This window comes from Mycoplasma suis str. Illinois, from assembly GCF_000179035.2.
In the GTDB taxonomy this organism is placed as follows: domain Bacteria; phylum Bacillota_I; class Bacilli_A; order Mycoplasmatales; family Mycoplasmoidaceae; genus Eperythrozoon_A; species Eperythrozoon_A suis.
In genome coordinates this window covers 474073-496837 of sequence record NC_015155.1, presented here as the reverse complement: position 1 = coordinate 496837, position 22765 = coordinate 474073, and the positions used below count along the sequence as shown (strand labels likewise).

31 protein-coding genes and 1 rRNA gene are annotated in these 22765 nt (G+C 30.7%); 28 read left to right on the top strand and 4 right to left on the bottom strand.

Going from position 1 to position 22765, the window contains the following annotated elements:
* Positions 1 to 45 precede the first annotated feature (45 nt).
* The 6 genes from MSU_RS02900 to MSU_RS02875 all read left to right on the top strand — a co-directional run bounded on the left by MSU_RS02900 (position 46) and on the right by MSU_RS02875 (position 3592).
* Complete coding sequence (locus MSU_RS02900; protein ID WP_013609971.1) at positions 46 to 312, top strand: hypothetical protein; 267 nt, start codon at positions 46 to 48, stop codon at positions 310 to 312.
* 299 nt (positions 313 to 611) lie between these two features.
* A complete protein-coding gene (locus MSU_RS02895) occupies positions 612 to 902 on the top strand; it encodes a hypothetical protein (RefSeq protein WP_013609970.1) in 291 nt (96 codons plus the stop codon).
* A gap of 235 nt (positions 903 to 1137) precedes the next feature.
* A complete protein-coding gene (locus MSU_RS02890; RefSeq protein WP_013609969.1) occupies positions 1138 to 2259 on the top strand; it encodes a hypothetical protein in 1122 nt (373 codons plus the stop codon).
* Positions 2260 to 2290: 31 nt separating this feature from the next.
* Positions 2291 to 2677, top strand: a complete 387-nt coding sequence (locus MSU_RS02885) for a hypothetical protein (RefSeq protein WP_013609233.1) — start codon at positions 2291 to 2293, stop codon at positions 2675 to 2677.
* Positions 2678 to 2718: 41 nt separating this feature from the next.
* The gene (locus MSU_RS02880; protein WP_013609232.1) at positions 2719 to 3021 is read left to right on the top strand and encodes a hypothetical protein; all 303 of its coding nucleotides are present in this window, start codon (positions 2719 to 2721) and stop codon (positions 3019 to 3021) included.
* Between the two features lie 136 nt (positions 3022 to 3157).
* On the top strand, positions 3158 to 3592 hold the full coding sequence (locus MSU_RS02875; protein WP_013609968.1) for a hypothetical protein: 435 nt from the start codon (positions 3158 to 3160) through the stop codon (positions 3590 to 3592).
* A 211-nt stretch (positions 3593 to 3803) separates the two neighbouring features.
* Here the strand turns inward: MSU_RS02875 and MSU_RS02870 are convergent, their stop codons facing one another.
* The gene (locus tag MSU_RS02870) at positions 3804 to 4007 is read right to left on the bottom strand and encodes a hypothetical protein (RefSeq protein WP_013609967.1); all 204 of its coding nucleotides are present in this window, start codon (positions 4005 to 4007) and stop codon (positions 3804 to 3806) included.
* Between the two features lie 343 nt (positions 4008 to 4350).
* On the opposite strand from MSU_RS02870, the gene MSU_RS04645 reads away from it, so the two are divergent.
* From MSU_RS04645 to MSU_RS04560, 22 genes are all read left to right on the top strand, one after another.
* On the top strand, positions 4351 to 4515 hold the full coding sequence (locus MSU_RS04645; protein WP_013609230.1) for a hypothetical protein: 165 nt from the start codon (positions 4351 to 4353) through the stop codon (positions 4513 to 4515).
* A gap of 80 nt (positions 4516 to 4595) precedes the next feature.
* Positions 4596 to 4817: a hypothetical protein gene (locus tag MSU_RS02865; RefSeq protein ID WP_013609229.1), complete on the top strand. Its 222-nt coding sequence runs from the start codon at positions 4596 to 4598 to the stop codon at positions 4815 to 4817.
* On the top strand, positions 4818 to 5489 hold the full coding sequence (locus MSU_RS02860; RefSeq protein ID WP_013609965.1) for a hypothetical protein: 672 nt from the start codon (positions 4818 to 4820) through the stop codon (positions 5487 to 5489).
* 106 nt (positions 5490 to 5595) lie between these two features.
* Entirely contained in the window at positions 5596 to 6627 is a 1032-nt protein-coding gene (locus MSU_RS02855) for a hypothetical protein (RefSeq protein WP_013609964.1), read from the top strand.
* Between the two features lie 115 nt (positions 6628 to 6742).
* Positions 6743 to 6880 (top strand): hypothetical protein, encoded by a 138-nt coding sequence (locus MSU_RS04800; RefSeq protein WP_237696888.1) that lies wholly within the window; start codon positions 6743 to 6745, stop codon positions 6878 to 6880.
* 223 nt (positions 6881 to 7103) lie between these two features.
* Positions 7104 to 7802 (top strand): hypothetical protein, encoded by a 699-nt coding sequence (locus MSU_RS02850; protein WP_013609962.1) that lies wholly within the window; start codon positions 7104 to 7106, stop codon positions 7800 to 7802.
* Between the two features lie 63 nt (positions 7803 to 7865).
* On the top strand, positions 7866 to 8441 hold the full coding sequence (locus MSU_RS02845) for a hypothetical protein (RefSeq protein ID WP_013609961.1): 576 nt from the start codon (positions 7866 to 7868) through the stop codon (positions 8439 to 8441).
* A 210-nt stretch (positions 8442 to 8651) separates the two neighbouring features.
* Positions 8652 to 9128 carry a hypothetical protein gene (locus MSU_RS02840; RefSeq protein WP_013609960.1) on the top strand — a complete coding sequence of 159 codons (477 nt, stop codon included), beginning with the start codon at positions 8652 to 8654 and terminating at the stop codon, positions 9126 to 9128.
* Positions 9129 to 9278: 150 nt separating this feature from the next.
* Positions 9279 to 10061: a hypothetical protein gene (locus MSU_RS02835; RefSeq protein WP_013609959.1), complete on the top strand. Its 783-nt coding sequence runs from the start codon at positions 9279 to 9281 to the stop codon at positions 10059 to 10061.
* Between the two features lie 157 nt (positions 10062 to 10218).
* Positions 10219 to 10716, top strand: a complete 498-nt coding sequence (locus tag MSU_RS02830; protein WP_013609958.1) for a hypothetical protein — start codon at positions 10219 to 10221, stop codon at positions 10714 to 10716.
* A 195-nt stretch (positions 10717 to 10911) separates the two neighbouring features.
* A 16S ribosomal RNA gene (locus tag MSU_RS02825) occupies positions 10912 to 12422 on the top strand.
* A gap of 448 nt (positions 12423 to 12870) precedes the next feature.
* Positions 12871 to 13077, top strand: a complete 207-nt coding sequence (locus MSU_RS02815) for a hypothetical protein (protein ID WP_043885166.1) — start codon at positions 12871 to 12873, stop codon at positions 13075 to 13077.
* A gap of 60 nt (positions 13078 to 13137) precedes the next feature.
* Entirely contained in the window at positions 13138 to 13626 is a 489-nt protein-coding gene (locus MSU_RS02810; protein WP_013609218.1) for a hypothetical protein, read from the top strand.
* Positions 13627 to 13707: 81 nt separating this feature from the next.
* Positions 13708 to 14232, top strand: a complete 525-nt coding sequence (locus MSU_RS02805) for a hypothetical protein (RefSeq protein WP_013609956.1) — start codon at positions 13708 to 13710, stop codon at positions 14230 to 14232.
* Positions 14233 to 14431: 199 nt separating this feature from the next.
* Positions 14432 to 15526 carry a hypothetical protein gene (locus tag MSU_RS02800; protein ID WP_013609955.1) on the top strand — a complete coding sequence of 365 codons (1095 nt, stop codon included), beginning with the start codon at positions 14432 to 14434 and terminating at the stop codon, positions 15524 to 15526.
* 605 nt (positions 15527 to 16131) lie between these two features.
* The gene (locus tag MSU_RS04795) at positions 16132 to 16665 is read left to right on the top strand and encodes a hypothetical protein (protein WP_237696887.1); all 534 of its coding nucleotides are present in this window, start codon (positions 16132 to 16134) and stop codon (positions 16663 to 16665) included.
* Between the two features lie 216 nt (positions 16666 to 16881).
* Positions 16882 to 17436, top strand: coding sequence for a hypothetical protein (locus tag MSU_RS02790; protein WP_013609953.1), 555 nt, complete (start codon positions 16882 to 16884; stop codon positions 17434 to 17436).
* 788 nt (positions 17437 to 18224) lie between these two features.
* The gene (locus MSU_RS02785) at positions 18225 to 19646 is read left to right on the top strand and encodes a hypothetical protein (RefSeq protein WP_013609952.1); all 1422 of its coding nucleotides are present in this window, start codon (positions 18225 to 18227) and stop codon (positions 19644 to 19646) included.
* Between the two features lie 46 nt (positions 19647 to 19692).
* Positions 19693 to 20013 carry a hypothetical protein gene (locus tag MSU_RS02780; protein ID WP_013609951.1) on the top strand — a complete coding sequence of 107 codons (321 nt, stop codon included), beginning with the start codon at positions 19693 to 19695 and terminating at the stop codon, positions 20011 to 20013.
* A gap of 53 nt (positions 20014 to 20066) precedes the next feature.
* Positions 20067 to 20492, top strand: a complete 426-nt coding sequence (locus tag MSU_RS02775) for a hypothetical protein (RefSeq protein WP_013609950.1) — start codon at positions 20067 to 20069, stop codon at positions 20490 to 20492.
* A 101-nt stretch (positions 20493 to 20593) separates the two neighbouring features.
* Positions 20594 to 20809, top strand: a complete 216-nt coding sequence (locus MSU_RS02770) for a hypothetical protein (protein ID WP_013609949.1) — start codon at positions 20594 to 20596, stop codon at positions 20807 to 20809.
* 36 nt (positions 20810 to 20845) lie between these two features.
* A complete protein-coding gene (locus MSU_RS04560; protein WP_158304036.1) occupies positions 20846 to 21001 on the top strand; it encodes a hypothetical protein in 156 nt (51 codons plus the stop codon).
* A gap of 75 nt (positions 21002 to 21076) precedes the next feature.
* On the opposite strand, the gene MSU_RS04790 is transcribed toward MSU_RS04560, so the two are convergent.
* The 3 genes from MSU_RS04790 to MSU_RS04785 form a co-directional block, all read right to left on the bottom strand.
* Positions 21077 to 21679 (bottom strand): hypothetical protein, encoded by a 603-nt coding sequence (locus MSU_RS04790; protein ID WP_013609947.1) that lies wholly within the window; start codon positions 21677 to 21679, stop codon positions 21077 to 21079.
* Positions 21680 to 21786: 107 nt separating this feature from the next.
* The gene (locus MSU_RS04920) at positions 21787 to 21918 is read right to left on the bottom strand and encodes a hypothetical protein (protein WP_272941026.1); all 132 of its coding nucleotides are present in this window, start codon (positions 21916 to 21918) and stop codon (positions 21787 to 21789) included.
* 536 nt (positions 21919 to 22454) lie between these two features.
* Positions 22455 to 22610 carry a hypothetical protein gene (locus MSU_RS04785; protein WP_237696886.1) on the bottom strand — a complete coding sequence of 52 codons (156 nt, stop codon included), beginning with the start codon at positions 22608 to 22610 and terminating at the stop codon, positions 22455 to 22457.
* Positions 22611 to 22765 lie beyond the last annotated feature (155 nt).

Below are 22765 nucleotides of genomic sequence, written 5' to 3'. Positions count from 1 at the left end.
ATAGAAATGTCAAAAAACATCATAATTAAATAATGTTCAGAAATAATGAGTAATGCTGATTCTTTGTCTTTAGAAAAAGATCTGACAGATATTGAAGTTTTAGAAAATTATGAAAATAGTAATCAACAAATAATTTCAGAAAAAGAAGAACAAATTTCAGAAGAAGCGGAAGAAAATTCAACAGTTAATTATGAATGAGGAACAAGTGTTAAGTTTTTCTGAAGACCTTGACGTTTAGACAAAGATAATCCCATTAAGAAAGAAATTTCTAGAATCTGAAAATCTTGATTCAAAAAGACAAAAAACAAATAAATTTAGTTTTTAGTTAAAAGCTAAGGAAAAAAAGAGCTTTTACTTTAAGAAATAAATAATTAAGAAAGTCAAATTAAGTTGACTTTCTGAGCTAAAGAGAGGGGAGTTACAGAAAAGTAATTAATTTCAATCAAAGCAAAAATGTATAAAAAGTCTAAGTAATTTAAGAACTAGAGAAAAAAGAGTATAAGCCAAATATAAAATTCTTTTGGTATGGCTTTATTGAGTATTGGTAAGGTATTTCCTGTTTCCTTGGTGGTTGTTAGTTCAATCGGAATAGCTGCTGGGGGGGCTATCACTTGAGTGAAAAGCCCGTTTCATCTACCTCTAGTTCATTAGTTTCTAGAAATGGAAATACTTCTCATTCCGCTCAATCACATAGTGGTACAGATTCTCAAGGCAGTTCACAAGGAAGTGATACACATTCAACAGAAGAAGCTTTAAAAGTAGAAAAAACAAAAGACAATAAGCAAGAAATCATCTTTAGTTACTATAACGGAGATATCCAAAAGACAACTTGTGAAAAAGTTTCAGAAAATAAATTCTCTTGCGACAACATTACCTTGAGAAAAGGATCTTTAATAAGGTAGTCTGGAAGGAATTCATAAATTGCTAATTGCTCTTGCAAGTGTAGCGGGGGGGGCGCTTTAGTTAGTTCTTTTTTCGAGCAATCTCCTCCCGTTATTCGGGAAGAGCAAAATAAAGGACAAAGCGATCATCAAAAATAAAAAAGTTCGTAATTATAACACAAAACTAATAATTTATTAAGTTTTTAATAGACAAATAATCGATTTTTAAACTCTTTAGAGAAAAAACTAAAAACGCTTGAAAAGTTTAAAAGTTTGTGCCCCCATATTAGCTGCCCTCTCACTTGGGGGGGGCAGTTCGTACACCTTAGTATCTTCCAATAACTCTTCTTTTAGTTGAACTTCACTATTAGATCTGAAAAATTCTTTTTCTAGTGGAGGAACAAATCAATATAACTTCAATTCTCAAACAAATAAAGATCTAAAACTTGAAAATACTAATTTAGGTAGCTTAGAAGCTAAAGAAGTAAGTAGCTTATCAGCTACTTCTTCTACTACCTCAACTTCTTTGGAGGTCACAAATCAAATAGAAGAACAAAAAACAAATCTTGAAGTTGAAGTTTTCTCCCTAGATACTGAACAGCAAGAATCTCCAGTTTCAGCTATCCAAGGAATTTTTAAAGAATCTTCTAGAGAAACAAATATTCAAAAAATTGAAGAAGAAAGACAGAAAGTTCCTTCAGAAACTTTAAAAAATTTGTCTTCCTCCTCTCAAGGTATGAAAGAAGCTTTTAAAACATTAAAGGGGACTGATTCAGAATCTTCCGCGGCAGCATCAACTTATTTCTTGAAACCAGAGGGAAGAAATGCGATTCAAGATTATTTAGAAAAATATTCAGAAATACAAACTAGACAACAAGAATTAAGAAAAAAATTGGAAACAGAAAGCGCAGGAATAAATAAAACTCCTAGCAGAAGAAGGAGAAGTCTTTCCGATAATGAAGTTTCCTCAACAACTTCTCCCACAAATATTCCTGTCGTGAATATTCAAAAATTCAATGAAGCTCTTCAAAAAATTAATTGAAAACAAAGAGGTTTAGATTGAGATCCTCTTTATAAGGCACATAAAGAAAAAAAGTGAAATGATTCCAATAATCCATTTAGTCCTTTCTTAGAGAACGAACAAGAATGAAATAATTGGTTATCTGAAGTTAAATCAGCTATAGAAGAAAAAGAAAAATATTTAAGGGGGAAAATTTGATGTGTAGGGCTTATAGTTTTCGGATCTAACAACTGATGTTACACAGAATTATCTAGTTATGAAGGGAAAATTAAAAAAGCTTTGGCCGGAATGGAAGTAATAGTAGGTAAGAGTCTTTTGAGACAAATGAATCAACTTTCATCATCTCTTAAAAGTTAGTTAAGTTAATATATAAGTTGTTTTTTAAAAGATGGCCACTTTAGGATTTGCAAAATTATTTCCAGTTGTTTTGGTTGTTGGTAGTTCTGTAGGTTTAATCGCGGGGGGGGGCGTTGAATTAGTTAAATCTTCTTCTAGTGTTGCCGCGAAAGCGGCAGAAATTAGTTTAGAAGTAGTAACTAAGGAAATTACTCCAAAATATGAAAGTTGAGAAAAAGTTGTCGATAGAGTAGAACGATTTAAGGAAAAAGAAGTTCAAGTTCAAAAAGTAGGAAGTTCTTCCGTAACTTGCAAGCAAATTTCAAAAATGGATTTTGTTTGTGAAGATTCTTCTTTTGTTGGCTGAAAGCCTGCACCAAAACCTATTTTTCCTTATTCACAAAATTACAACGGAGAATATAATATGACAGATTTTTAAGATCCTAAGTTTTTAGGAAATTAATATAATTTAATTTTTCTATGGCTTTAGGAATAGGAAAACTTTTTCCAATAGTTGTGATTGCTGTTAGTTCATTTGGAATGATTGCGGGAAGTGGAATGGAATTAAGTAAAAAAAGATCTAAAGATATTACTGAAGTAGTAGTTGAAATAAAAAAGGTTGAAGAGAAGTCTCCTTGAAAAGAATGATCTGAAGTTGTTGAAGATTCAGAAGAATTTATGAATAAGGAGGTTCAAATAAAGAAAGAAGGTAAAGAGCCAGTTCAATGTACCCAAATTTCTAAAAATAGCTTCTTGTGTCCAGATTTCTTCAAAAAGCAATAAAGAAATAATTTAGAAAGTTATTAAGTCGACCATTTGGTCGACTTATAAATGTAAAAAAAGTAAGTGTTTTTCTTCCCTAAACAAGGAAATAATTTAAAAAATTTATCTCCTTGTTTAGAATAAATAAGAATTTAAGATGTTTACACTTTTAAAAGCTATTCTGTTAGGATCAGGTACCTTAGCTTCAGGTGCTTCTATTTTTGCAATTGGGGGGGGCGCCCAAAAAATAAATAATTGAGTAGAAAAATGGAATCACAGACTATTGTGAGGTTATGTTGTTACTGATGAATCAACAAACAACAATAATGATTCAAAAGATAAATTAACTTGTGGATTTCTATTGGAAAATAGAAGTACCAAAGAAATTAAAACAGTAGTTGATTGTTCTCCTCAATGAGTAGAAGAGGTTGCGAGCTCTAGAAAAGACAAAGAAAAGGGGCTATGAGAAAGATGAGATCAAAATTACTTAGAACAAATTAAGGACAATGAGGAAAAGCAAAAAGAAATTAGTGAGTTGATGTTAAAGATAAAAGAAAAACTTGAACAGCAACAAATTCAAGAAGCTGAATAGAAAAGATAGTTAAAAAATTTTTAAGTCGACTTAGTTCGACTTAATAGTTTTTTATAAGAATTTAAGAAAATTTAGATGCTTACTTTCTTAAAGGCGATTATTGTTAGTTTGGGAGCTGTATTTTCCGGTTCCTATATTTTTGCTCTTGCGGGGGGGGCATAAATTTAACGGAATATTCAGAGAAACAAAATTTAGAGGACTATAGATTAATTTATGGATATGTTTTACCTAAAGAAGGGTGAACAAGTAATAAAGACAATAAAGATAAATTAGATTGTTTATTCCTTTTTGAGGAAAAAACAACTAAAACAATCGAAATTAAGAAAGATTGCGATCTTTCTTTAATAACTGAAATAACTAAATCCAAAAAAGATGAGAAATGATCTTGAACTAGAAGAGATGAAGAATATTTCAATGAATTAGAAAAAGAAGGAAAGTTAGAAAAATTTCAACAAGAAATTGAAGAAAAAATTGAAAAACTAACTAAATAAATTCAGAAAAGTTAAAGTTTTCATTAACTTTCAAGAAAAAACTAAAAAGTAAATTTAATAGTTTAAAAAGTTTTAAACTTAATTATCTTTTAGTAGAGTAAGTAAGTTCAAAAATTTTTTGCTATTTCAAAGTTTTAAAAACAATAATAAAATAGAGTTAATTAGCTGGTAAGGAAGAGCAAAAGTAGATTTAAGTTTTTAGGTTTGGTTGGCATTTTGGCCCGCAATAAAGAGTAAGAAATAAGAAGACTAGAGAAAATTTCTTGATTGAGGAGTCTCTTCAGAAGAAATTCTTCTGACCAGAGAATTAGAACAGTTAAGTTGGTTAATCCAACTCCTGAAGATGAAAGGAGTTGATTTTTGTGATTCTATCAACTCAAAAGAAGTTGTTCTAGAAGTAATAGAACAAAGTCGAATAAGCAAAATGTATAATTTTGGCTATTGAGTTTAAAAATTTCTCTTTAAATATCCATCAAAAAACTAAAGGGATATAAAAGTTATACTTAGGTAAATTGAAAAAGAAAAAGAAGGATCATCTTACTTTCGAAGAGATTCTAGAAGAACTATTGGAATGAGAAGATAGTCAAGAAAAAACTGAAAAAGATAATAGTAATAAAGAAAGTATTGATGAGATTAGCGATCAAGGATTAAGAAATCTTCTGCAACAAACTTTGGAATCACTAGACAAAGCTATTGCAGAATCTAAGAAAAATAAAAAAGTAAAAAAGAGTTAGATGGCAATTACGAGAGCATATGCTCTCGTTGGAACATTACTGACAGGAACAGCTGTTGCCACCGGCGGAGGTATTTTAGCTTACAATAGTTCTTCTACTGAAGAACATAAAGTATTAAGTGCAGATGAAAGAGTTTCTCCGGAAAGCGATTCTGGCGATCATTCAGAAAAGTCACAAGAACTGACGGAAACGGAAATAATCTTGTCAGAAAAGGGAGTAGAGGAGTTAGAACCAAAATTGAAAGATTTCCAAGAAATTAATGATCCTGAACAAGATTTATTGCAACTTTCTGAAGAAGATATGGATTATGGAGAATTAGAAGATGATATTTCTGAAAATGCTGAAACTCTATGAGAATATATAGCTGTAGAGAAAGGAGAAAGTTCCAAAATATGTGATAGATGAATTAAAGAAAAAGATCAACTAAAGAAGGGTTGCGGAGAATGAACCAAGAATTTTGAATTAGGAAATGTAGATACAAAAATTGAATGATTAAGGGGAGATAAAAATGAAGTTCACAAACAACTTAGAGAGTGACAATTAATGTCACAAGATATTTCTGATGAATTTGAAAATACTAGAAGTTGAAGTACATTTTTAGCTAGATGTACAGAAAAATTATTAAGTTCAAATAATCGAGTAGAAGTAACTTGCAATTATTACAAAACTTAATTAGAGTTAATTAGTTATAGATAGAAAGCCAGCAATTGGCTGGCTTTTTATTTCTCTAAAAGAATAAATATATAATAGAAATAATTTGTCAAGTTTTTAAGAAAAATTGAAGACTAGCTTAGCTGTTTTAACTACTATTTCCCTCGCGGGGGGGGGCACAACCCCATTAATTCTTTCGTCATCTCAATCTTCACTATTTTCTAACCAAAATTCAATGCATGCGTCAAGCATGCAAAAAACCAATTTTGAGGCAAAAAGTGACAAAAGTTTAAATTTTGGTGGCTCTACAGTTGAAAAATTAGAAACAAAAGGATTGGGTCAATTATCCAATTCTTCTTCAATGAAAATAGAGGTAGCCGAAAAAACCGAATTGCCCAAAGAAGAGGTAATTCCTGAAAAAAAGAGTCAAAGTTTTTCCATTCAAGAAATTTTTTCCGCAATGAGTCAAGAACAGAAAGTACAAGAATTTGCCTCAAGAAGAGAAGCTATTACTGTAGCTTCTAAGAAAAAGTTAACTTCTTCGGCAGAATTTAGAGAAGTTTTTGAGACTCTAAAAATTAATGAACAAGATATTTCAGACTCAATCTCTCGAGAGGTGAAGACAGTTAATCCAGAAGTTACTTATTACTTAAGGGAAGAGGGTAGAAAGGCTCTTAAGACTTTCTTTGAAGAGCAAATAAATTTAAGAAAACAAAGAGATGAATTAACTAAAGATTTTGATAGTTCTATTGGAGTAAGAAATAGAAGAAGTGTTCAAACTTCTTCTAGTCAAGAAGAAATGAAGAGAGTAGTTGAATCTTTGAATAGTATAGGCTGAACAAATCAAGGATTAGACTGAGCCCCTCTTTTCGATAAATATGGAAATAAAAATTTTGGAGATAATGATAATCCTTTCAGATTTTTAGTAAAAGATGAAAAGGATTGAAGTAGTTGAGTCACAAAAGTTAAGAAGGTAAGAGATGAAAAACAAAAATATATGGATAACCATAGAACTTGTGGAGTAATATTTTTAGCTTTTGGAGGAAATTCTTTCTGCTATCCTGAACTTGACAAATATACAAATGATGTGAAGAAGGCTGAAGCCGAAATGGAAGTACTTATTGGAAGAAACTTATTTAGAAAAATGAAACAATCTTAAAAAAATAAACAAATAATTTAAGAGAAAGAAATATAAAAGTCAGCTAATTGCTGACTTTTAGAGACTTAAAGAGTCAAATTTATAATAAAAATAATTTGTCAAGTTTTAGGTCATTTTGAAAGCCAATTTAGCATTACTAACAATTTTTTCTTTGGGAGGAGGGTCTACTCCCTTAATAATTTCTTCCTCTCCTTCTTCTTGATTTTCTAAGCAATCTTCATCAGAAACTTACCTGGGGGGGGGCATTCAATAAAAATGATTTTGTAGTTAAAGGAGATCAGGATCTAAATTTCGAAAATAATTCTGTCAAAAAACTAGAAACTCAAAATTTAAATCAATTAAAAGCAGGAACTTCCTCTATAACAGTAGAGGAAGTTAAGAGCGAAGAATTATCGGAAACAACATTAAACGTTAAGGAGGAAAAGCCAATTTCTCCAATTGCAGAAATTTTTTCTGCAATAAAAAGAGAAAGAAAAGTGAATGAAATTAATTCCAAGAGAGAAATTATCTCTACTGAAACTAAGGAGAAAACATCTTCTCCCGAAAATTTTCAAGAAGCTTTTAAGAATTTAAAGGAAAATGGAGAGAATTATTTGAAATCTTCCGAAAAAGGAGAAGTAACAGTTAATTCTGAATTAACTTATTTCTTAAAGAAAGAGGGGCGAGAGTCTTTAAAAAGTTATTTTGAAAAATATTTAGAAGTTAGGGAGAAACAAGAAATTTTGACTAAAGAATTTGGAAGTTCTTTAGGAATAACTTCTGAAAATGGCAGAAGTAGAAGAAGTGCTCCAATTATTTCTACTATTGAAGAATTAAAGAAAACTAAAGAATCTCTCGAAAAGATTAAGTGAACTGCTGAAGGATTAGACTGAGCTCCTTTGTTCAATCAATATAGTGAAAAGTCATTTGAATCTGGAGAAAATCCTTTCAAACAATTATTAGATAATCAAGAAGATTGAAATAACTGAATCTCAAGAGTTAAGGGAGCTAGACAAGAAAAGAAAGAATATATGGATAGTAAAAGAACTTGCGGAGTAGCTTTCTTTTGATTATCAGTCAATTCAATTTGCTATCCTAAATTGGCTGAAATTGAAAGAAAAATAAAAAGAGCTGAATCTTCAATGGAAGTTCTTATTGGAAGAAGAATGTTAAGAATAATGAATCAACTTCAATAGAAGTTTTTTAAGCTTCTTCGGAAGCTTAAAAATATTTTTTATTAAAAACTTAATAATTTGTTGATGATAGGGTCAAAAATATTAATAGGAGTTTTGTCTGTGAGTGTCCTTGGTGGAGCTGCTGGTGTCGGTTATGGAATGAAAACTTGACCTTTTAATTCAGAAGGAAAACGAGAAAATCATGGAGATTCTCCTCAAGAAGTAAATTCTTCTTCATTTGAAAAAAATCCAAATTTATTGTCTGAATACATTATTAAAAATTTGGGAAAGTCGAAAGGATCAACATCTTGTTATCAGCAAATAATTATTAAAAGTGAAAAGCAAAATCAAGATCCAAATATAGAAGAAAAGAAAGTTGAATGTGAGAGTTTCTGAGAAAGAAGTGAGGAAGAAGAAAATAAAGATTATTTAAAAATAAGGGCAAAATCTGAAAAGATTGAAGAAATTTTGAGTGGATATTGAGAAATTTCAAAAGATAAAGCTGAAAATCATTGAACAGTAAAAGTTAACACAGAAAAATTAGGAAATATTTCTCTTGAATGTAAAAAAGAAAATATTTCGGAGAAAAATCTTATAGAAGTGCTCTGTGTAAGGAAGGAAGAGAATAATGCTCCATTAACTCAGAACATTATTTCTTAAACTAGTAGATTAAGAAAAAAGACCAAGTTGGTCTTTTTACTAAAAAACTTAGTTATATAATAAAAGCTTCTAAAACCACCACCTTTAAGTGGCAAAAATATAATTTACCCTTAATCAAATTTTTGAGAAAAAAGTGTGTAGTGCTATTGTGCAAAATTTTGAAAATCAAACATTAAGAAAAAAGTAGAAATGAAGTCTTTTACTGAATAAATGATTAGCAATAAAGTCTTATGAGGCATAGTTGCTTCTGGCGGAACTATCGGAGGATTAACTGGAGTCGGAATCGGAGTTAAAAATTTAGTTGCTTGAGAAAACTTAAAGAAGGAAGAAGCAGAAATATTGTGAGAATATGTTGAGTCCGGAGGTCAAGAGAAGAATTGTTATATAAGGTGAAAAAATAAAGAACAAAAAGAAAAGGTAACTAACGAAAGTTGTAGAGAATGAACTAAAGAATTTGAAGATAAAGATAGAACAATCGGCGAAAGAATATGATTGAAGGTCGAAAAAGAATCATTACAAAAATCTTTAGAAGAGGAAGGGTTAATAGAGGAAAAACAGGAAATACAAGATACATGAGAGACTAAAGAAATGGTTTGCAAAAAAGAGGAATTATATAGTTTTGAAAAATTCTTAATTAAGTGTGAGCCAAAAGTAATGAATCAAGTTGAAGTGAATCTTGAAAGCTAGTTAACAATTATTTTTCTGATAGTTCTAAAAACTTTTCAGTTTTTTTAATTTTTTGGAAAAATGTAGTAGAAGTTGAATTAAAAAATTACAGATTTAGAGAATATAATCAAAGGTTAAATATATAATCATCTGACAACAATAAAAACTTAAATGCCAGTACCAAAAAGACTTTTAATGACTATTGCTGGTACAGTGGGTACTGGAGCTATCGGAGGAGGTTCTTTAGCTGGAACTTTACTAAATAAAGATATAAAAAGTCAAGAATTAATTAGAGAAGGTCAGGACATACAAGATTCCATTAATAATGGCTCTGAACATAGTGATGATAAACGCCCGAAAATTCCTTTAGCCGAAGAAGGCGAAGTAGTTAAGAGAGAAAAACTTGATAATGAAAAAGATCTTCAAATTCCAGAAAAGCCTGAATCAATTGGAGAGGATAATCGAAATCAAGAAAAGGAAGAAATTGATATTCCAAATTCTCTAAAAGAGACTGAAGATTCAGGGGAAGAGGGGTGAAAAGAGTTTGATAGAACTAATTCAGGATCTTCAAATGTGAAATTAGTTTCTCAATATGTCGCAGTAGACAAGAAAGAAGTAGATAACAATAATAGAACAGATGGAAGAACAATTTATAAAGAATTAAGAATTTGTCAAGTAGCAACACAAGAACAATATGAAGATATAGAAGTTTCTAGAAAAGAATGTGAAGGTTGAGCTAAATCAGTTTCGGGAGAGGATGGAAGAATTTTGAGAGTTTTAAGAGCTTCTGAGCAGGACATCTCTAGAGAGGCTGAAAATTGAGGAATGGCTGATTATGGATTTAATTATTCCGGAAATAAAGAAGGATATAGATATGGATGATTTTCTTCACAATCTGGTTGATGTACAGCTAGAGAAGTTGATAATCAAATAGAAATAACTTGCAAAGTCTAAACAATTTCCTAATATTGAAATAATTTTTTAGTTTCAAGAAAGCTACTAAAAGTAGCTTTTAAAAAATTTTTTTAAAAAATAATACTAAATTCTGGTATTTTATAAATTTTTAAAATTTACGTAATTTGTCAAATTTTCTGGAAATAATTAAATAAATATGTTTAAGGCAATACATATAGCTCTAATTTCCGGAGGAGGATTAGCTCTCTCCGGAACTAGTTATGGAGTTTTTACTGCCTTGAAAAATAAAGATGCAGTTTCAATAGCTAAGTTTGTATACAAAAAAGATGGAATAAGAAATGAACTTTGTGAGGAGTGATTTGAATCTTGAGGTTATTATGACTGAAAGAAAGATATAACTTATCCAGACACTTGTTTTAGTTTGGGTACTGAAGAAACTTCAAGTGATAGTGAAGGAAAACCAATTTATTGGTTGGAAATTGACAATAAGAAAGTCGAAACTATATTAAAAAGTTACGGATTATTTGGTAATGAAAGGGGAGTAGAAAGCAATAATGAACAAATTTGAACAATTAATAAAGAAAATAAAGAATTAACTTGCAAGAAAATTGTTCCTTCAGGAAATGAAATTAATCAAAAAGAAAAAACAAAAATAGTTTGTAGGGAAAAAATAAATTCCAATCCCTCTAGATAAAAACTAGAAAATTCAGTTAAGTCCCTCTTCTTGAGGGACTTAACAAATTAATTGATTGAAAGTTTCTGAAAAGTTAAATCAGTTTTTCGGATTTTTCTTAAAAAAGTGCTGCTTATTAAAATCAAAGAGACCTAATGTCTAAATTTGGGTTTAAAGATAGTTATTTGAGAATAGTTTAGGAGGTAAACCGGACAATTTGATGAGAGTTTGATTCTGGCTCAGGATTAATGCTGGTGGTATGCATAACACATGCAAGTCGAACGAAAAAGGCCCTCGGGTCTTTTTAGTGGCAAACGGGCGAGTAACGCATACTTAACTTACTTATCTGAGGAAAATAGCAGCTCGAAAGAGCTATTAATAATCCATAGGTTTAGGCTAGAGGAACTAGCTTAAATTAAAGGAGGCTGCCGCAAGGTGGCCTTGCGGGTAAATAGGAGTATGTCCTATTAGATAGTTGGAGAGGTAAAGGCTCACCAAGTCGATGATGGGTAGCTGGACTGAGAGGTTGAACAGCCGCAATGGGATTGAGATATGGCCCATATTCCTACGGGAAGCAGCAGTGAGGAATTTTTCACAATGGACGAAAGTCTGATGGAGCAATACCACGTGAACGATGAAGGTCTTCTGATTGTAAAGTTCTTTTATTTAGGAAAAAAAGCGCGACAGGAAATGGTCGCGCCCTGATTGTACTAATTGAATAAGTGACAGCTAACTATGTGCCAGCAGCTGCGGTAAAACATAGGTCACGAGCATTATCCGGATTTATTGGGCGTAAAGGAAGCGTAGGCTGAAGTGTGTATCCATTGTTAAAAGTACTTGCTTAACAAGTGTTCGCGGTGGAGATTACACTTCTAGAATTAGTTAGAGGGCACTGGAATTCAATGTGTAGTGGTGGAATACGTAGATATATTGAGGAACACCAGAGGCTAAGGCGAGTGCCTGGGACATAATTGACGCTGAGGCTTGAAAGCGTGGGTAGCAAATGGGATTAGATACCCCAGTAGTCCACGCCGTAAACGATGGGTATTAGTCATTTGAATTTAAGTTGAGTGATGTAGCTAACGCGTTAAATACCCCGCCTGGGTAGTATATATGCAAATATGAAACTCAAAGAAATTGACGGGGACCTGAACAAGTGGTGGAGCATGTTGCTTAATTCGATCATACACGCAAAACCTTACCAAGGCTTGCAATCTTCTGCAAAGCTATAGAAATATAGTGGAGGCTATCAGAATGACAGGTGGTGCATGGCTGTCGTCAGCTCGTGTCTTGAGATGTTTGGTTAAGTCCCGTAACGAGCGCAACCCTTCATATTAGTTGTTTAGTTCTAATATGACTGAATCGTAAGATCTAGGAAGGATGGGGCCAAGTCAAGTCATCATGCCCCTTATGCCTTGGGCTGCAAACGTGCTACAATGGTAGATACAATGTGTTACAATCTAGCGATAGTGAGTTAATCACCTAAAGTCTATCTCAGTCCGGATAAAAGGCTGCAATTCGCCTATTTGAAGATGGAATCACTAGTAATCCTGTGTCAGCTATATCAGGGTGAATACGTTCCCAGGTCTTGTACACACCGCCCGTCAAACTACGAAAGAAAGTACTAATTAAAACCGTATTTAATTACGTCTAGATTGGTAATTTTGATTGGAGTTAAGTCGTAACAAGGTACCCGTACGAGAACGTGCGGGTGGATAACTTTTTATTTTTTTATGGAAGAGGTTTTACAGGCTGGTTTACCTTTTATTCTCAAAACTATCTAATTTATTTTTCTTTTCTTTTTTCAACAATGTCTAAAATTATTTAAGAAATGGCTTTAGGAATTAAAGGATTATCTATTCTTGTTGCTGCTTTTTCAGCAGTTGCTGGAGGAATTTCTACTCCAATCATTTTCACTGCGGGGGGGGCATTCACCAACTACTAGGCAAAGGATATAAAGAAAGTTCCCTAAAGGACTTTGTTGTCCCTAAGGGACAATTTTGTTTCAAAAATACTCCTCAAGAAAGTCAAGAAATAATTCAAGAACAAGAAAATTGTTCTAAAGGTAATGAAGAAGCAATAACTTCAGAAAAACTTAAAGGACAATTTTCTATTACTTTCGACAGAAACTCAATTAGAAAAAATCAAGAAGATTCTTCTGAACAAACTCCTTTATTGAATGAATCTGAAAATCTAGCCTCAGGAATTTGAGGAATTAAATTAGGAAATTCAGAAGAAACTCAAATTACCACTTCAACGACAAATTCAGGAGATTCACTACCAAAAGGAATAGCTTGTTATGTTTCTGATTCATCAGAAGGTCAAAAAACAGTTAGATTTGATTGCTTTGAAGGAACTTACGGAGACCAAGACTCAGAATAAAACAAAAACTTAAAAATTAATTACTGGGAATTCCCAGTAATTAATTTTTAAATAGAAATAATGTTTCTTAAAAAAGTAGTACTAATTGGAGCTTCCGGAATAGCTATTGCTGGCGGAAGTGCTAGCTCCTTAAATTATTTATTAAATAAAAATTCTTCTTGAACTCCAAGAGGTAAAGAGGTAGTTGCAGAACAAGTGATTGGAAAAGAATGTAAAAGATGAATTGAAGAAGAAGGATGAGTTGATCTTAAAAATATAGGAAATGAAAATAATGAATGCAGTAAGTTAATTAAGGAATTCGAGGACTCTATAAAGAAAAATTTTGATAATAGATCAACAAGTTGAATGTGAGTGAGAAAAAATAAATTGAATTCGGTAAAAATAACTGCTGAACTTTCAAAGTTGAATGATGATTTATTGAAAAGTGGATATTTTGAGGGGCCTAAACCTCTAAAGTGTTTTGCAAAAGAATTTAAGGGAGAACAAGAAAGTGTTGCTATAGCTTGTGGAGCTAATTTAGAAAAACCTAATAATAATTTCTCCAGCTAAAAATAGTTTTCTCCCCTTTTCCTCCAGAAGAAATCTTCTAAAAACTATAATTTAATTTTTAACTAGAACTTTAGATAAATAATGATTAAGCAATTACTTTTAGGAACTTTAGGAGGAATTTCTACTGCTGTAGCTGGAACATCGGCTTGATTTGCAGTTAATGAGAGTTCATCTAAAGCGACGAAGACAGAAAAAATTGATTGAAAGAAGAGAGATACTGACACAATTGGAGAAAAAATCTCCAAATCCAAAGATAATTCTGGAAAAAACACTTGTTATCGATGAAATAAAAAAGAAGAAGGAAAGTCTTCTGATTACTCTAATTCTCAAGAATTATCAGAGGAAGAATGTCAATCTTTGGTTAAAGAAGCAAGTTCAACTTGAAATTCTGGAGAACAACCTTCAATTTGGTTTTGAACTAAGAAAAATAAATTTGAAGAAGTAGCTAAAAATGTTTTTGGCTCAGCATTTAAAGATTCTTCTCAAAAAGAAAAAATTGGAGATAGCTGACAAGTTGACGAAAAAACATGTACTAATAAAAATTTCGAAAATGAACAAGAAAGTCTATTGGTTACTTGCGTAGAATCTACAAAAAACAACAAATAAAAAAGTAAGGTTTTAAAGAAATTTTCCGAGATTTCTCTCGGAAATTTCAAAGATTTAAAAGCTCTCAAAAAACAATAAAATTATTAGAGATTTTTAGAAATTTTTTTTTTAACTTAAGACCCTTAAAAATAAAAAACTAGTTACTTTAAAAAAGCAAAAAGCTAGTTTTTTAGCTTTTTCTTTTTAACTTCCCAAAAACTTGTTAATCGGAGGTAAAAAAGTTTTATATCTTTTGGCTTTGTTGATTCCTGCGGGAGCAACTATTCCCTTTATGACTGGAAATTTAGATTTAAATAATTTATCTTTTGGAAATTCATTATCAGGGAATAAAAATTCCCTTATAAGTAGCTTAAATTACGGAAATACTTTAAGTAATTTACATATAAATAATTCTTTAATAGATGGAACTGAAGTCAGTTCCATAAAAATTCCTAATCAAACTAGTCATAATTCAAGTTCTCTAGAAATAAATGTTCAAGAAGATTCTTTAGGAATTTCAATAAATTCCCAAGAATCTTTATTAAATAATGTTTTCTCCTCTAATGATTTTTCAGGATTAGGAGAAATCTCCGGAAAAGATTACATAGAAAATATTCAAAAAGAAATTAGCAAAAAAGGTCAAACTGAAGAAATTCAAGTAGAAATCGTTCATCAAAAAGAAAAAACTGATAAAGATTTAGAGTCTTATAAGACTAATTTCCAAACAAGTTTAGAAAAAGTTAAGAGATCAGCTAGAAAAATGCACGCAGTCTGAAGTTCAAATAAATCTAAATCACAAAGCAGAAATGTTCCTAAGACTTCTCTTTCTTCTGTTATTGAGAATTTCAATAAAGAAGAAAGAAAGTCAGTTCAAGAATTCTATAAGTCTTATTGTGATTCAATTTCAAAGAAAGAAGATTTAACAGGAAAACTACAAGTAGTTGAAGGTCAAGGAACTAGAAGTTATTTAGAAGAATCTTCTAGTTGTAAAAAGATTCTTGAAGCTTTAACTGGCATGGGATGACCAGAAGATGATATGACCTTCTCAAATCTTTTGTTAGGACCAAAAGTTGAAACAATATTTAAGAGTATGTCAGATCAATTAAAGATGAAAGAAGAATTATTAAAAGAAGGTTCAATCAATAGAGTTTGCGCTTTATTTATTCCTTCAGCTAAAAAATGTTTAACTGATGAAGAAGTTTTGGTGAGAGATAAGAAAAATCTTTTAAAAGCGTTGGTTTTAAAAGTGATGATTAAGTTATTACAAGATATGGATAGAATGCAAAAAACAAATTCTGGGACTCCCAAAAATTAAGCAATTAGGTCAAATTCTCCCGAATTATCGGGAGTTTTGTCAAATAATAATAGATAATCTACTTTCTTTTAGTTAAAAAGATTTTTTAAATCTTTCTCTTCTTAAGGCTTGAGCCTTCTCAGTCGTAAGGAAGTTTATGCTTTAGTGTTAATTGCTGGGGGGGGATATCAGCCCCCTTTTTAATTAATGATTGGAAATCACCCAATTACTCATTAAATTTTTTTGGAAAAAGAAAAGAATTTCCTCCTCCTAAACAATTAAAAATTGATGGAGATAGAAAAGATTTAAATTTAGAGACTTCTAGACTAAATCTAACTCAAGCAGATTTTCAACATCAAACAAATTTAGAGATAGAACTAGAGAATAAAGAATTAGATTTTTCACTAGATAACTTTCAAGGAAATCCTTTTTCTTCTTTTGAAGTTATAGAACAAAAGGAAGAAAAAAATATTCAAAATATTTCGCAAGAAATTAAAAAAGAAGTAAAAACTATAGAAATTGGCGAGCAAACAGTAGAAAAGAAAGAGAAAATTTCTGAAGAAGTTAAAGAATATAACGATAATTACAAAAGCACTCTTTATAAAGTAGGAAATTCAATAAAGAGGATGATTGCAGCCAAACGGTTAAAAGAACAGAATCCCACTTGAAATATTTCTTATGGAAGAAATATTGATCTATTGACTTGACAGGAAAGAAAATCAGTTCAAGAATTCTATAAAGGTTTTTGTGATTCATTAGAAGGCAAGGAGAAACTTTCAAAACAATTAGAAGAAGTTAGTGAGGGCAGTTCTCCTTTTCTTAAAAACTCTTCGCAGTGCAAAGAGGTTTTAAGTACTTTAAATGAAATAGGATGACCAGAACAGAACTTAAAAGTATCTGATTTTCTGTTAGGAGAAAAAGTTCAAAAGTTAATGAAAGTTAGGTATGATTACTTAACTCAAAGAGAGATTCAAATAAAAAACAGACCAACTAAAAGAGCTTGCTTTGTATTTATTTCTTCGAGAAATTCTTGTCTTTCTGAAGAATCAGATTTGGAGAGAGAAAAAGAGAATTTCTTGAAAATATTGGTTTTGAAAGTGACTATTAGGTTACTTCAAGATATGGATCAAATGAAAATGTTGGGCTTGAATAAAAACTAAAAAGAAAATGAATAATTAATTAGGTATTTTTAGAGCTTTAGTGGTAAAATTATTTATTTCCATGTAATATAAAACATTTGGATGTGAAAAAGTTATAATTTTTTCACATTTATTTTTTTGAATCCTTAAATTTTTTAGAGTCGAGAGAAGTTCTGAACTTTTAGGTTTTGGGAAGTTCACCTTAAAACTCAACTAAAATAATCTAGGTAGTTAAAAATGCTTATAGGGAGTCTAAAAGTCTCTCTCTCAGCTTTAGGGATTATCGCTTCTGTTGGTTCAGCAGGTTACGGAATAAAGACATTAGTTAAATATGGACAAGGTTTAGAGTTAGAAGGACAACAAGTTGAACAAACTGAAGGAAGTTCAGCAGATAGTTCTCAAGCTTTGGGAGATGAAGGGACATCAGGAACAGTAGTTGCAGAATATTTAAATAATCAATCAGGCAAAAAAGTATGTAAGAAATATATTCAAAAAGGTAGTGAAACTTCAACAGAAGAAGTTGAAGTTTGTGGCCAATGGGTTATGGAAAAGGGAGAAAATATAGACGGAGAATGAGTCAAAGTTATTAAAGATAAGGTAGATTCTGCTCTAGAAAAATTTGAAATGATGTTTGGCGAAGGAAGTGAATTTACGGCAGATTCGTGAACAGTAGAAAAAGGAGGAAAGAAATATGTTTGCGGAGTTGAATTAGTTAATGGAGAAAGTGACAAATTAGAAGTATCATGTACACCTAAAAACGATCAAGTTTCAAATTCAACAGCTTCTTCTTAAGTAAATTAGGAAAAAGAAGAAAGAGGGGCTAACCCTCTTTCCCCTTTTTTATTTTTCTTTCTTTTGTTCCTCTAAATCAAGACCTACAAAAATTTCATTTTGCATATTATCTAGTTTCCTTCTAACCTCTTCAATTAGTTTTTCATTGGAATTTTTTAAATTTTGTAAAGCTTGTTGTAATTGTTGAACTTTTGATTCATAAAAACTCTTAAATTTATTTTTTGCCTGTTCAGCTTGACTTTTTACTTTTTCATAAATTTCTTTAATTTTTTCATTTAATTTTTGTTGAATTTCTTTTTGCTTCTCTTCTAGTTGCTTATTATTCTCTTTTATAGTTTCAGAAGTTTTCTTATGTTGAACTTGTAATTCTTGCGCACTTTGTTCAGATTCTTTTCTTTTTTGGTTAATTTTTTCATTCTCCTTCTTTAACTTCTTTATATTGTCGTCACTAGATTTTTCTTCTCCCCTTACTCTTTGTTCTTCGCGTTTTATTCTTTTTAAATTATTAGAGGAAGTTTCCTCTAAATTGTTATTTAGTTCTTTTAGAGCTAAATTATGACTTGAAGCTTCGCCCCCCCCGAGGAAATAAAAACGAGAGAATTTACTCCACCAGTTAAAGAGACTATAGTTCCAAGCAAATATTTAGAAAAAATCAAGTAGAAAGTTAAAAGTTTTTAAGAAATTTTAAATTAAAAAACCATCTAAAATTTCTTATTTATTTTGTAGAGAAATTAACACTTTCTCTTCCTGGGGGGGGGCACTTTCTTCTTGGTCAAAAAGAATAAATTTTGACAAAGAAGCTTATTTATTCTTTTGTAGGAGTAAGTGGAATATTTGGAGCTTCCTTAAAGTTTCATGTTCTAGGAGATCATTCAGGAAATATAAGAAATAATAGTTCTTCAAAAAAGAGTAATTACTTTCAACAAGTTTCTAAAGATTTAGAGAAAACAGAACTAAAGAAAACTAATTATTCGGGAGAAAGAAGAAGTTTAGGAGGATCTCACTTCGGTAGTTGAAAATACCAAAGTGAAGGATCAACAGAAGATATTTATTTAGTGACTAAGGATAACGTAGTTAAAAAGATAAAGGCTTCTAACTACGGCCAAAAAGCAAGAGTACTAAAAGATGGAATACTAATTGATAGAAATAATCTCTGATTCGGCAAAAGAGATATTTCTAATAAATTTGAAAGAGATGAAAAAGAAATAAAGGGCAAGCAAGAAGTAATTCAGAAATATAAAAATAGTGTTCAGTCATCTTTTAATGAAGAAGAAATGAAATTATTGGGAAAATGATGAGAAGAACTTAGGGAAGATCAACAATGTGAAATATTAGAAATCTTTGTTGAATGTGACACTATTAGAAGATCTTTAGGTAAAGGAGGGAGAATTACTTGAATTGATGATGGCTTGAAAATCAAGCCAGAACAATTAATTTATTTAGGAAGAACTAAAAGAAGATTTCCTTTATTAAAGGAAATCATAGGGAATGGTAAATTGATCCACTTACCTCAAAAAGGAGAAATAGGAATCTTAGCTGGAGAAGCTATAGATAACTGAATAGAAGAATACTTGGAAAATAAACATGTTGAATCCGAAAATAAAGGTGGAGTCAATTTAATTTCTCTAGGAGAAAAATTAATGAGAGGGGAGGAAGCTTATAAAAAATGTAACTCTCTCGAAGAAAAAGATGATCTTTATTTAGAATGCTCAGATCCAATTAAGGAAGTGAGCATTAAAGAATCTTCAATTGAAGGGGAAAGTGTCATTTTACCTAGAATTCAGGGAGTAATAAAAGCTGGAGTAACTTCTGGCAGCAGAGATATTAAGGTTTCCAGTAAAAATCAGAAATCAAATTCTTGAAGATTGGCAGAAAAAGAAGAATTTAAGGATAATCAAAAATCAAAACAAATTTTTGATTCCCTAAAGAAAAATGGTAGAGATGGAGGAATAATAGATGTTGAGTGTAAGCAATTTGAATTGAGTATTTGAAATTTCTTTTCCTCTACCTCTTTAGGGAAGCAACAAGGATGTGAGGCTGCCTGAAAAGTAATTTTTAAAGAGGAAGAAATAGATCAGAAGAGACTTTGTCTTTTCAAGATTCCTGAAGCTAAACATTATGTAAGGGAATACAAAATATCTTTCTTAAGTCTTTCTAGTTGATATAAGAATGATCAATTCTGAACAAAATGTTCAGAATATGGTCTTTAATTTCATATTCTGCGGAAAACTATAATTAATCCAAAATTAAAGTAGTATGCTAGGGATTTCTAAGTTTTTAATTCCTGTAGTTGTGGGAATTTCTACTGTAGCTGCTGGGGGGGGATATTTCCTAGGTAATTACATAATTAACGGGAGAAATCCCGTTAGAGTTAAAGAAACAGTTAAGGTGGGCAAGAATCAGGGACAAGATAATTTAAGTCAGTATTTTCCTAAAGGAAATTTTGAAGAAACTTGCCAAAGTGTAACAGTTGGGGAAGATAATTTCTTGTTTGAATGTACTAATACAAACGGTAGAAATGGAGGAACAGATTCACAACATAAAAATAATCCAGTAGAAGTAATTTATTCTTATTAGTGAAAAATAATTTTTAACAACAAATAGGTTTTTCTATTTTTTCAAAGGTAGCTTTGGCTACCTTTTCTTTCGGGAGCTTAGTTGGCGGAGGTTATTTTGTTAAAGAGTTTTTAAGTTGACATAGTTCTTTTGAGTCTGAAAATCCAGAAGATTTACTTTTAGAACAAGTTTCTTTTGAGAAAGAAAATGATAGTTCCAACTTAAAGAAAACATGCTTTAGAGTAATTAAAGAAGAAGAAAATGTCGATTGACAATGCAGAAATTGATCTAAAAAATATACAAATTCAGAAAATAAAGAGAAAGAAATTTTATTCGGAATTAAAGAGAGAGTAGAGTCAAGATTAACTATCGAAAAGTTTGGGACGACCACAGACAATTTAAATCAACAAAATCATCAATGAAAAACTAATAAAGGTTGAAATTGTCAAAGAGAAGAAAAAGGACAAAACAAAATTCAAGTAACTTGCACAAAAGACTAATTACTATTTTTTAAAAAAGTCAAATTAATACCTTCTCTAGTAGAAGGGACTCTCTGATAGTTAAATAAAAATTAGGATTAAATAGTAAATAAAAAAGTACTATGAAATCAAGACTTCTAATAGTCCTGATTTCAGGACTATTTGTTACGGGAAGTGGTTATGGAATTATGAGAGGAGAGAGAAATAATGATACTCAAGAATCTAAAGATAAAAATAAACCAAATAATGTAAGTGGAAGTCAAAATCAAGGTCAAGAACCTGAAGAGGAAGAAGATTCTGATTTAGAAAAAAGTGAGGAAGATGAAGAGGAGGATTAATAAGAAAATAATATGATAGGTTTTTCTAAATTTTTAATGCTGGTGGCTCCAATTGTTTCTGTCATAGGGGCTGGTTATGGGGCGGATTTTTTATTTAAGTCATTAAAGGGTAACCCAAAAAGTGAAGTAATAGTTATTCATGATATTCAAGGAAAATATTCCAATGATTTGGGAGACATGATAGGTTTTTAAAGTTTTGAAATTTTTTTTAATTAGTTAAGTTTTTAGGTTGGCCGAGAGGCCAACTTTAAAAAATTTAAAAATTTGTTATTTTTGGATTTGTTCTTGACTTTCTGACGAATCTCCTAAATTTTCAAAAATCTTATTAGGAAGATCGTTAATATCCTTCTCTAATCTTTCTATTAATTCTTTATTGGATTCTTGAAGTTTTTGTAGAGCTGTTTTTAATTTTTGAACATTGGAATCATAGATTTTTTTAAATTGTTGTCCAATTTTACGAGCTTTCTCTTTTACATCCCCATTAATTTTTTGAATACTTTGTTTTAGTTTTTCTTCCAATTCTTTCTTTTTTGTCTGAAGTTCCTCATTTTGTTGCTTTAACTTTTCGCCAACTTCTTCATTCTTTTCTTTTAGATTCTTTTCACTTTCTAAAGATTGTTGTCTTTTTTCTTTAGTTTCCTCATTTTTCTTTTTTAAAACTTCAAAATCTGTTTCACTTTTTTGCTTTTCGGTCTTAAGTCTTTCTTCCTGCTCTTTGATTTGGTTTGACTTTTCGGCAAACCCAAACTCTAAATTAACTTGAACTGATTTTTCTTTTAAGTATTGTGTGCCCCCCCCCAGGAAAATAACTGAATTAACCCCACCAGTAAGAGCTACAACTGTAGTTAATAGATATTTAGAAAAGATCAAATTTATAAAAAATTAAGAATATTTCTTATCTATAGAAAATCTTAAAATCACAACATTTAATATTCCACTCACACCCTCTTTAATGGGGGGGGAAAAATCGTTAATTTTTAAAGTTTTTCTTTTTCTTCTAAACCTTCAAAAATCTTATTTGGAAGATTTTTGATATCTTCTTCGAGTTTTGTTATTAATTGTCTGTTAGATTCTTGTAGCTTCTCAAGAGCATCCTTTAATTTTTTCACATTTTCTTCATAAATTTTTTTAAATGCTTCTCCAATTTTTGTAGCTTTTTCTTTTACTTGCTGATTAATTTGTTGAATTTTTTCATTTAAGTTTTTCTCTAGTTGTTCTTTTTTACTTTTTAATTCTTCACTCTTTTCTTTTGTTTTCTTATGTAAATCTTGGCTAGCCTTTTCTAATTTATTTTTTCTTCTTCCGATAATTTTCTTTTCTTTTTGGTTTCCTCGTTACTTTCTTCTAGTTTTCTGAAATTTGTCTCGCTAGTTTCTTTCTCCTCTTTAACTCTGCTTTCTTCTTTTTGTATTAGTTTGTTTTGTTTTTCGAAAGAACTATTGAAATCTTTAAAAGTATTTTCTACTTTAGTTTTTTGATTGCCTCCCCCCCCAGGAAGATAATGGAATTAACTCCTCCAGTCAGCGCAACAACTGAACCCAATAAGTATTTAGAAAAAATCAATTTTTAAAGAAAATTAAAGTATTTTTTTCATAAAAAATGTTAAAAAATATTCTTCCTTTCCCGAACGGGATAGAAATATTTTTTATTTAGAAGAACTACTACTACTTGCTTGGTTGGAGCTTTCAGCCCCTTTTTCCAAATCCTTAAAGATTTGATTTGGCATATCTTCTATATCCTTTTCCAATTTCTTTATTAATTCTTGGTTGGATTGAGTTAATTTAGTTAAAGCTTGTTGCAATTTCTCTACATTAGATTGATAAGTTTTCTTAAATGCCTCTCCAATAGTCTTAGCTTTCTCTTGTACTTTTTGACTAATTTCTTTTATTTTGGAATTAAGTTGTTCTTGTAATTCTTGTCTTTTCTTTTCTAACTGTGTTTGTTTAGTCTTAGAAC